The sequence below is a fragment of the Micromonospora sp. DT227 genome, from assembly GCF_049841835.1.
Lineage (GTDB): Bacteria > Actinomycetota > Actinomycetes > Mycobacteriales > Micromonosporaceae > Micromonospora.
Window position 1 is genome coordinate 1 of record NZ_JBNCLA010000074.1, and the last position, 314, is coordinate 314.

1 protein-coding gene is annotated in these 314 nt (G+C 66.9%); it reads left to right on the forward strand.

Annotated elements, in window-relative coordinates; genetic code table 11:
- On the forward strand, nucleotides 1-314 hold a 314-nt coding region (locus ACLQ2W_RS33955), incomplete at both ends, for a ketoacyl-synthetase C-terminal extension domain-containing protein (RefSeq protein ID WP_425791996.1).

The window sequence follows — 314 nt, forward strand, 5'->3', positions numbered from 1 at the left end:
GCACTCATCGCCGTTTACGGTCAGGACCGGCCGGCGGGGCAGCCGTTGCGGTTGGGGTCGGTGAAGTCGAACATCGGCCACACCCAGGCAGCCGCAGGCGTCGCCGGAATCATCAAGATGGTCCTCGCCATGCGGCACGGACTAATGCCCAAGACACTGCACGTGGACACCCCCTCGTCACATGTGGATTGGTCGGCCGGGTCGGTGCAGTTGTTGACCGAGGCGGCACCGTGGTCGGTCGACGGTCGGCCGCGGCGGGCTGGGGTGTCGTCGTTCGGGATCAGCGGCACCAACGCCCACCTCATCCTCGAAGA